The sequence below is a fragment of the Succinivibrio sp. genome (assembly GCF_045124615.1).
Taxonomy (GTDB): domain Bacteria; phylum Pseudomonadota; class Gammaproteobacteria; order Enterobacterales; family Succinivibrionaceae; genus Succinivibrio; species Succinivibrio faecicola.
Genome location: NZ_JBGVMC010000293.1, coordinates 1 through 7,672 on the forward strand (window position 1 = coordinate 1; position 7,672 = coordinate 7,672).

General features: G+C 39.8%; 7 protein-coding genes. 5 read left to right on the forward strand and 2 right to left on the reverse strand.

Going from position 1 to position 7,672, the window contains the following annotated elements; translation table 11 throughout:
* Together ACJML3_RS07615 and zapA are read right to left on the reverse strand one after the other, a co-directional pair.
* Positions 1 to 208: hypothetical protein (locus ACJML3_RS07615; RefSeq protein WP_406022053.1), on the reverse strand; the 208-nt coding region annotated here is incomplete at its 3' end.
* On the reverse strand, positions 201 to 506 hold the full coding sequence (gene zapA / locus ACJML3_RS07620; RefSeq protein ID WP_406022055.1) for a cell division protein ZapA: 306 nt from the start codon (positions 504 to 506) through the stop codon (positions 201 to 203). The genes ACJML3_RS07615 and zapA, both read right to left, overlap by 8 nt.
* A 197-nt stretch (positions 507 to 703) precedes the next feature.
* On the opposite strand from zapA, the gene rluB reads away from it, so the two are divergent.
* From rluB to infB, 5 genes are all read left to right on the forward strand, one after another.
* The gene (gene rluB / locus ACJML3_RS07625) at positions 704 to 1,876 is read left to right on the forward strand and encodes a 23S rRNA pseudouridine(2605) synthase RluB (RefSeq protein ID WP_406022057.1); all 1,173 of its coding nucleotides are present in this window, start codon (positions 704 to 706) and stop codon (positions 1,874 to 1,876) included.
* Between the two features lie 251 nt (positions 1,877 to 2,127).
* The gene (locus ACJML3_RS07630) at positions 2,128 to 3,753 is read left to right on the forward strand and encodes a TerC family protein (RefSeq protein ID WP_406022059.1); all 1,626 of its coding nucleotides are present in this window, start codon (positions 2,128 to 2,130) and stop codon (positions 3,751 to 3,753) included.
* Between the two features lie 192 nt (positions 3,754 to 3,945).
* A complete protein-coding gene (gene rimP / locus ACJML3_RS07635) occupies positions 3,946 to 4,440 on the forward strand; it encodes a ribosome maturation factor RimP (RefSeq protein ID WP_219936884.1) in 495 nt (164 codons plus the stop codon).
* Positions 4,441 to 4,463: 23 nt separating this feature from the next.
* Complete coding sequence (gene nusA, locus ACJML3_RS07640) at positions 4,464 to 5,951, forward strand: transcription termination factor NusA (protein ID WP_406022061.1); 1,488 nt, start codon at positions 4,464 to 4,466, stop codon at positions 5,949 to 5,951.
* A gap of 21 nt (positions 5,952 to 5,972) precedes the next feature.
* A partial coding sequence (gene infB, locus ACJML3_RS07645) for a translation initiation factor IF-2 (protein WP_406022063.1) occupies positions 5,973 to 7,672 on the forward strand: 1,700 nt, incomplete at its 3' end.

Consider the following 7,672-nt stretch of genomic DNA (forward strand, 5'->3'; position numbering starts at 1 on the left):
TGAAATATTCATTCATATCCTGTGTGCACAGCTCACCTGACAGACTGATGTAGGAGGCGACGTTTACAGTTCTCTTAAAGACATTCATCTGCATAATGGTTTTTAGAATTGAAAGTCCAGCCTGAGCTGATTCTTTTGCAGTGACCTGTCTTCTTTTTGCTAGAATTTTCTGTCTTAGCGAATTTCTTTGTTCTTTTGCACTATCCATTTTTTTTCTCTATGTTTTTTGCAATCTTGTTCATTTTTGTGTATTGCTGTAGAACTTTTTTGTAGAATTCACTGTCAGAGCTGTTGTTTTCATTCAGCTCTTCAACGCAGTCAAGTGCAACAAGAATCGCACATTGTAATGGTGTGAGACCTGGATTCTTATTGAATCTTGCATTTACTTTCTCGTTGAGCTTATCAATAGCATCCTTTAGTTTTGCTGCTTCTTTTACAGGAACTCTTAATGAGAAGTTTTCTCCAAGGGATGAAAACTGAATAAGTTGAGTATTCTGACTGTCCATAAGTCCTCCTATTTGGATTGTATCATGTACAAGAGAACACATGTTTTTTCCTTTTAATATTTGGTATGAAAAAGACAATACTTTTGTGAATACAGAACTGTTGTAGTGTCTAATGTGAAAATATTCCATTTATATGATAGAATTATTAAGTTTTTTTAATCATCAATACTTGATGAAATAGATTTGCGCAAATAATTATGACTGAGAAGTTACAGAAAATTTTATCCCGTGCTGGAATTGCATCTCGTAGAGCTTTAGAACAGATTATTTCTGAAGGCCGCGTAACAGTTAACGGTAAACTCGCTTCTATCGGTGAGCGTTACGATGAGAAAGAAATCACTGTAAAGATTGATTCAAAGGTTGTTTTTACCCCAGAATCAGTAACCAATGAATGTCGTGTTCTCATGTATCATAAGCCAGAAGGTGAGCTTACAACATTAAGTGATCCTGAAAACAGACCTACTGTTTTTGATCACCTACCAAAACCACCATCAGGCAGATGGATTTATATTGGTCGTCTTGATATCAATACATCAGGTCTTCTGCTGTTTACAACAGATGGTACTCTTGCAAATGCTCTTATGCACCCTAAGTATGAGGTTGAGCGTATCTATGCAGCCCGTATTTATGGTGATGTTACAGATGAGCTAATAGAGCAGCTTGAAAATGGTGTAATGCTTGAAGACGGCAAGGCAAAGTTCAATAAGGTTGTCTATGTCGGTGGTGAAGGCCGTAATGCCTGGTACCATGTTACTTTAAAAGAAGGTAGAAAAAGAGAGGTTAGACGCCTTTGGGAAGCTGTAGGTCTTAAAGTAAGCAGACTTATTAGAATCTCATATGCATCAATCGATCTTGATCCAGATTTAAAAACAGGTCAGTTCAGAGAGTTAACCTTAAGTGAACTTAACAAGTTAAGAAAGACTGTACACTTAGAGCCTGTAGCAACACTACCAGAGCCACTAGATACAGCTAAAGGTTCTTCAACAAGATCAAGAAAAGCTGTTCAAAAAAAGATTTTTGATAAACCAGTTGCTAAGAAGACTTTTAATAAGGATTCAAAAAAGGATCAATATAAGGATTCAAAGAGAAATCCTTACGCAAAATCATCATCTTTTAGCAAAGGAAATTCTGAAACTTCTGATAGATTCTCAAAGTCAAAGTGTGCTTCATATAAGAACGGTTCTCAAAGATTTGAAAGAAACGGCTCAGACAAATTTGAGAAGAAATCATCATATTCTTCAAAAGGTGTTGAGTCTAGAAAGTCATCTTCATTCTCAAGAGATGATGGAAGACAGTTTAAACATGGTCTGACATTCAAGTCTAGATCAAGCGCTTCTCACTCTTATCCAAGAGTTAAACGAAACGGATAAAATGAGGCTCCACCATTTAGTGGAGCTTTTTATTATCTTTGACTTTTTTCAATTTTGAAATATGTTTCATTTTTAAACAATTACGCGAATCAAAGATTTTTTCTAAAACATGTTGTATTATTAGATATGTGTTTTCTTGAAGAGGAAAAATAAATAAATTATATGAACGCAGACCCGAATAGTTCGCTTTATTTTCAATTCAATAATATCAATTCATTTATTCAATTAGTCATATTTAAAGAGGTGCTGTAATGGATACTCAGACAGCACTAGCTACATCTCATGCACTGTTATTTGATCTTCAATGGATGCTCGATCCAACAGCATGGGTAGGATTAATTTCACTTTGTGCAATTCAGGTTGTTTTAGGTATTGATAACCTGCTGTTTATTGCTGTTTTAAGCGCAAAGCTTCCACCTCATCAGGCTAGAGTAGCAAGATATATTGGTCTTGTTGGAGCACTGCTAATCAGAATAGTCCTGATGATGTTTGCAGCATATGTCATGGCAATGTCTAAACCATTGTTTACAGTTTTTGATTTTGCAGTTTCAGTTCGTGATCTGATGTTATTCTTTGGCGGTGCATTCTTGATTTACAAGGCCACAGAAGAGCTGCATACAAAACTTGAAGCATCTGTAGATGATACTGTATCTGTAAGTAAGGCTGCAGGTCAGTCTTTCATGATTGTATCAACTCAGATCATGATCCTAGATGTGCTGTTCTCAGGCGATGCCATTATTACTGCTGTAGGTATGACACAGCATGCCTATATTATGATTATTGCAGTAACTGTTGCGATGGCTCTTCTTATCTGGGCTTCAGAGCTTATTGCAAGATTTGTTTCCCGTCATCCAACAGTTGTTATCCTATGTCTTGGATTCTTGCTGCTTATTGGTTTTGCTCTGATTATGGAATCATTCCATATAGAAGTACCTAAAGGATATTTATATTCAGCAATCGGATTCTCATTGCTAATTGAAATCTTTAATCAGGTTTCAAGAAAGAATATTCTTAAAATCAATCATTCAAACAATATGCAGTCAAGACAGGTTGCAGCTTCATTGGTTTTAAGATTACTAGGCTCAAATCAGGATAATGTGCACTCAATTCAGGAGGCTATTGTTTCAAAGCCTTCTGCCTACATGTTCAACAAACTTGAAAAGGAAATGGTTTCAAGAGTGCTTGAACTGTCAGCTCTTCCTGTAAAAGCCGTAATGACTGCAAGAACTGATCTTCAGATGGTAAAGATAGACGGCTCGTTGCCTGCAATTCTTGCAAAAGCTCAAAAGTGCACAAGCTCATATCTTGTAGCATACAAGAATGGTCATAAGGATCAGCCTGTAGGATTTATTTCAAGGGCAAAGCTTCTGTCATTGTTTATACATAAGAATCCTAATTATTCAGATATAGAAAAATGTCTGATAAAGCCACTTTATATCCCTCATTCAGTCAATATTCTGAGCATTCTTGAGCAGTTTAGACAGACTCAAAGATATAGGGGATTTGTATACGATGAGTTCGGAGCATTTGAAGGAATCGTATCTGTTCATGACATCATTGAGGAGATCACAGGTGAGCTTCCTGAAAAAACAGAAACTCCAGAGATTGTTCCTTTAGATGACAAGAAGTTATCCTTCATGATTGATGGTGATGCTATATTGCCAGACGTTCAGAGAAGTACTGGTCTTTGTATTCCTCCATCTGAACATTATCAGACTATTGCAGGTTTCGTTCTAGACAGACTTCAGAGAGTTCCTGTAAAGGGTGACAGAATAAGCATAGACGGCTGGGAAATTGAGGTAACAAGTGCAGATTTAACCTCAATTGATGCTCTTGTGCTTACTAAGGTAGAGGTCACAGAAGAGGAAAATACTTGATTTTTATATTCATATCTGTTATAAATAGAGCACTTGATACGTATTGTATCGAGTCTGTTCAAGTGTGAGCTTGAACCTTGCAGTAGAAATACTGCCTGATATAGCGGAACTTATAAAGGGACCTCTAGTTAGTGGTCCTTTTTTTATGTTTCAAAGCTAGAGTTGAACTGATAATTTTGTTAAGAGGAAATAATGGCAGGAACCATTGAAGAAAAAGTTGCACAGCTTGTAACTCCACTTATTGAGTCTATGGGCGTAGAGGTCTGGGGTATCCGTTATCACGGAGGCAACGATCATGCAATTCTTCAGGTATTTATTGAGTCAGAAGATGGTGTGAATGCAGATAAGTGTGGAGAGATCATGGATGTTCTGTCACCTGCATTAGACACAGCTGATTTGATTTCACCTAAATATACTCTAGAGGTATCATCTCCAGGTCTTGACAGGATTCTGTTTACACTTGAACAGGCAAAAGCTTATGTTGGAAAAACTGTAAAGGCTGAGCTTCGTATCCCTATGCAGGGTAGACATAAGTTACAGGGAACCTTAACTGAAATCACTCAAGACGGTCTTGTAAAGATCGACGACAAGATTTCAGGTTTGATGGAAGTATCATTTGCAAACGTTAGTGTCGCACGCGTTGTACCAGAATTTCCATCAAACTCTAAGAAGGCAACAAAAGGTTAATCATACAGAGGACTTAATTTAAAATGGGTAAAGAGATAATTGCAATTGCAGAAGCTTTATCAAACGAAAGAGCAATTCCTAGAGAGAAGATTTTTGAGGCTTTAGAGACTGCTTTAGCTACTGCTACAAAGAAAAAATACCAGGTTGAGATTTTAGTTCGTGTAAAGATTGATAGAAAAGAAGGTTCATATGACACTTTCCGTCGCTGGGAGGTTGTTGATAATGAAGGACCTCTTGATAAGCCTTCACAGCAGATTTCTCTTGCAGCTGCATTAGTTGACCATCCTGGTATTCAGGTTGGTGATATTGTTGAAGAGCAGATTGAATCTGTTAAGTTTGACCGTATCACTATTCAGACTGCAAAGCAGGTTCTATCACAGAAAGTTAAGGATGCTGAGCGCGAGCAGGTTGTATCAGAGCAGCGTGAGCATATTGGTCATGTTGTTAATGCAACAGTTAAGAAGCAGAGCCACGATATCATGGTTCTTGACCTTGGCAATAACGCAGAAGCTGTATTAAAGCGTGATCAGATTATTCCACACGAGACTTATGGCCGTGGTGACAGAGTTAAGGTTCTGCTTGAGAATATCGTAACTGAGAACAACCGTGGTCCTCAGATCATCTGCTCAAGAACAGCTCCTGATTTCTTAAAGGAATTATTCAGAATTGAAGTTCCTGAGATTGGTGAGGATGTAATCGAGATCATGGGCGTTGCACGTGATCCAGGTTCAAGAGCAAAGATTTCAGTTCGTTCAAAGGACAGAAGAATTGATCCACGTGGTGCATGTATTGGTATGCGCGGTGCTCGTGTAATGGCTGTTTCAAATGAGCTGTCAGGTGAAAAGATTGATGTTGTTCTTTATGATGAGAACCTAGCTCAGTATGTAACAAATGCTATGGAGCCTGCTGAGGTTTCTCGCATCATCATCAACGAAGAAGATCACAGCATTCTAATTGCTGTTGCACCTGAGAATCTTGCTCTAGCCATTGGTAAGAACGGTCAGAATGTTCGTTTAGCATCTCAGCTTTTAGGTTGGGAGCTTAAGGTTATGACCGAAGAAGAGCTTGAGTCAGATATACAGAAGGAAGTTGGTAAGGTTATCAAGAACTTTACAGAAAACCTCAATGTTGATGATGAATTTGCAACTGCACTGTCAGATGCAGGCTTTACAACATTAGAAGAAGTTGCCTATGTTGAACCATCTGAACTTCTTGAAATTGAAGGTATGGATGAGGAAACAGCAGAACAGCTTCAGTCTGTAGCTCGTGAGGCTGTTGAAAAGATTGAGAATGCCCAGAATGCTCAGGCAATCAAGGAGCTTGTTGCTCTTGAGGGTATCGATGAGACACTGGCACTTAAGTTGGTTGATCACGGAATCAAGTCTGGTGAAGATTTAGCAGAGCAGGCAACTGATGATCTGACCTCAATTGAAGGTCTTGATGAAAAGAAAGCTGGTGAAATCATCATGGCTGCACGTAATGAGTACTGGTTTAAAGACTCAAACAACTAATTTAAGGATATAGGATAATATATGACAGAAGAGAATTTACAAGAAGGCGCACCAAAGCGCATGTCCTTAAAGAAGAAACCTTCAGGAACCATGACGCTTCAGAGTTCAGGTTCTACAAAGCAGGTTCAGGTTGAAGTGCGCAAGAAAAAGGTTATTGTTGATCGAAAAGAGCGCGAAGCTCAGTTAGAGCAAGAAGCAATTGCCAAGGCAAAAGCTGAAGAAGAGCAGAAGGCTTTAGAAGCTAAGAAGAAGGCTGAGGCAGAGCAGAAGGCTTTAGAAGCTGCACGCGAGAAGGCTGAAAAGGAAGCTAAGGCAAAAGAGGCTGCAAAGGCACAGGCTCAGGCTAAAGCTAAAGAAGCTGCTATGCACAAAGACAAAGAAGAAGACAAAGCAACAGCTGAACTTCGTCGTGCTCAAGAAGAGCAGCAGAAGAAAAAGCAAGAAGAAGAGTCAAAGCGTCTTGCTGATGAGGCTCGCAGACTTGCAGAGGAAAATGAAGCTCGCTGGGCTGCTGAAGAAGAGGCTCGTGCACATCAGGACGAAGAGGAAGATCAGACTACTTCCCGTTATGTTCGTGAAGCAGAGGCTCGTCAGGAGCGTGAAGAGGAAAATCGTGGTCGCCACCGTGAAAAAGGTGCTGACAGACGTAATTCTAAGCGCTTTGAAGAAAATGAGCAGTCAAATTCAAACGGAAGAGATCGCCGCATGAAAGGCGGTAAGGGTGCTAAGGGCGTTAAGGGTGCGGCTAAGCTAAATCAGCAGCAGCACGGCTTTATCAAACCTGCAGCTCCTGTATCTCGTGACGTTGAGATAGGTGAGACTGTTACAGTTGCAGAGCTAGCTGCAAAGATGGCTGTTAAGGCAACTGAAGTTATCAAGACCTTAATGAAACTTGGTGAGATGGTAAGCATCAATCAGGTTTTAGATCAGGCTACAGCTCAGTTAGTAGCTGAGGAAATGGGCCATAAGGTAATCTTGAGAAAAGAAAACGAGATCGAAGATCAGTTATTATCTGATCGTAAAACTCAGGCAGAGGCACTTCCACGTGCTCCTGTTGTTACAATCATGGGTCACGTTGACCATGGTAAGACATCTTTACTTGATTACATTAGAAAGTCAAAGGTTGCTGTAGGTGAGGCCGGCGGTATTACCCAGAGAATCGGTGCTTATCATGTACAGACAAGAAATGACGGTATTACATTCTTAGATACCCCAGGTCATGCTGCATTTACCGCAATGCGTGCACGTGGTGCTCAGTGTACAGATATCGTTGTTCTAGTTGTTGCAGCAGATGACGGCGTAATGCCTCAGACTTTAGAAGCTATTCAGCATGCTCAGGCTGCAAAGGTTCCAATGATTGTTGCAATCAACAAGATGGATAAGCCAGGTGCAGAGCCACAGCGTGTAATCAATGAGTTAATGCAGCACTCAGTTATTCCTGAGTCTATGGGTGGTGAAAACCAGTTCGTAGAGGTATCTGCAAAGACCGGTATGGGTGTTGATGAGCTATTAGAAGCTATCACATTACAGGCTGAAGTTTTAGAGCTTAAGGCTGTACATGATGGAATGGCTGAAGGTGTAACAATTGAATCACGTCTTGATAAGGGCCGTGGTCCTGTTGCAACTGTTCTTGTTCGTTCAGGTACCTTAAAGAAGGGTGATATCGTTCTTTGCGGTCTACAGTATGGTCGTGTTCGTTCAATGCGTAACGAGAACGGTAA

Bases quoted from the DNA above. Each gene is read 5' to 3' on its own strand.
- zapA (WP_406022055.1), bottom strand. From the start codon at position 506: ATGGACAGTCAGAATACTCAACTTATTCAGTTTTCATCCCTTGGAGAA.
- rluB (WP_406022057.1), top strand. From the start codon at position 704: ATGACTGAGAAGTTACAGAAAATTTTATCCCGTGCTGGAATTGCATCT.
- ACJML3_RS07630 (WP_406022059.1), top strand. From the start codon at position 2,128: ATGGATACTCAGACAGCACTAGCTACATCTCATGCACTGTTATTTGAT.
- rimP (WP_219936884.1), top strand. From the start codon at position 3,946: ATGGCAGGAACCATTGAAGAAAAAGTTGCACAGCTTGTAACTCCACTT.
- nusA (WP_406022061.1), top strand. From the start codon at position 4,464: ATGGGTAAAGAGATAATTGCAATTGCAGAAGCTTTATCAAACGAAAGA.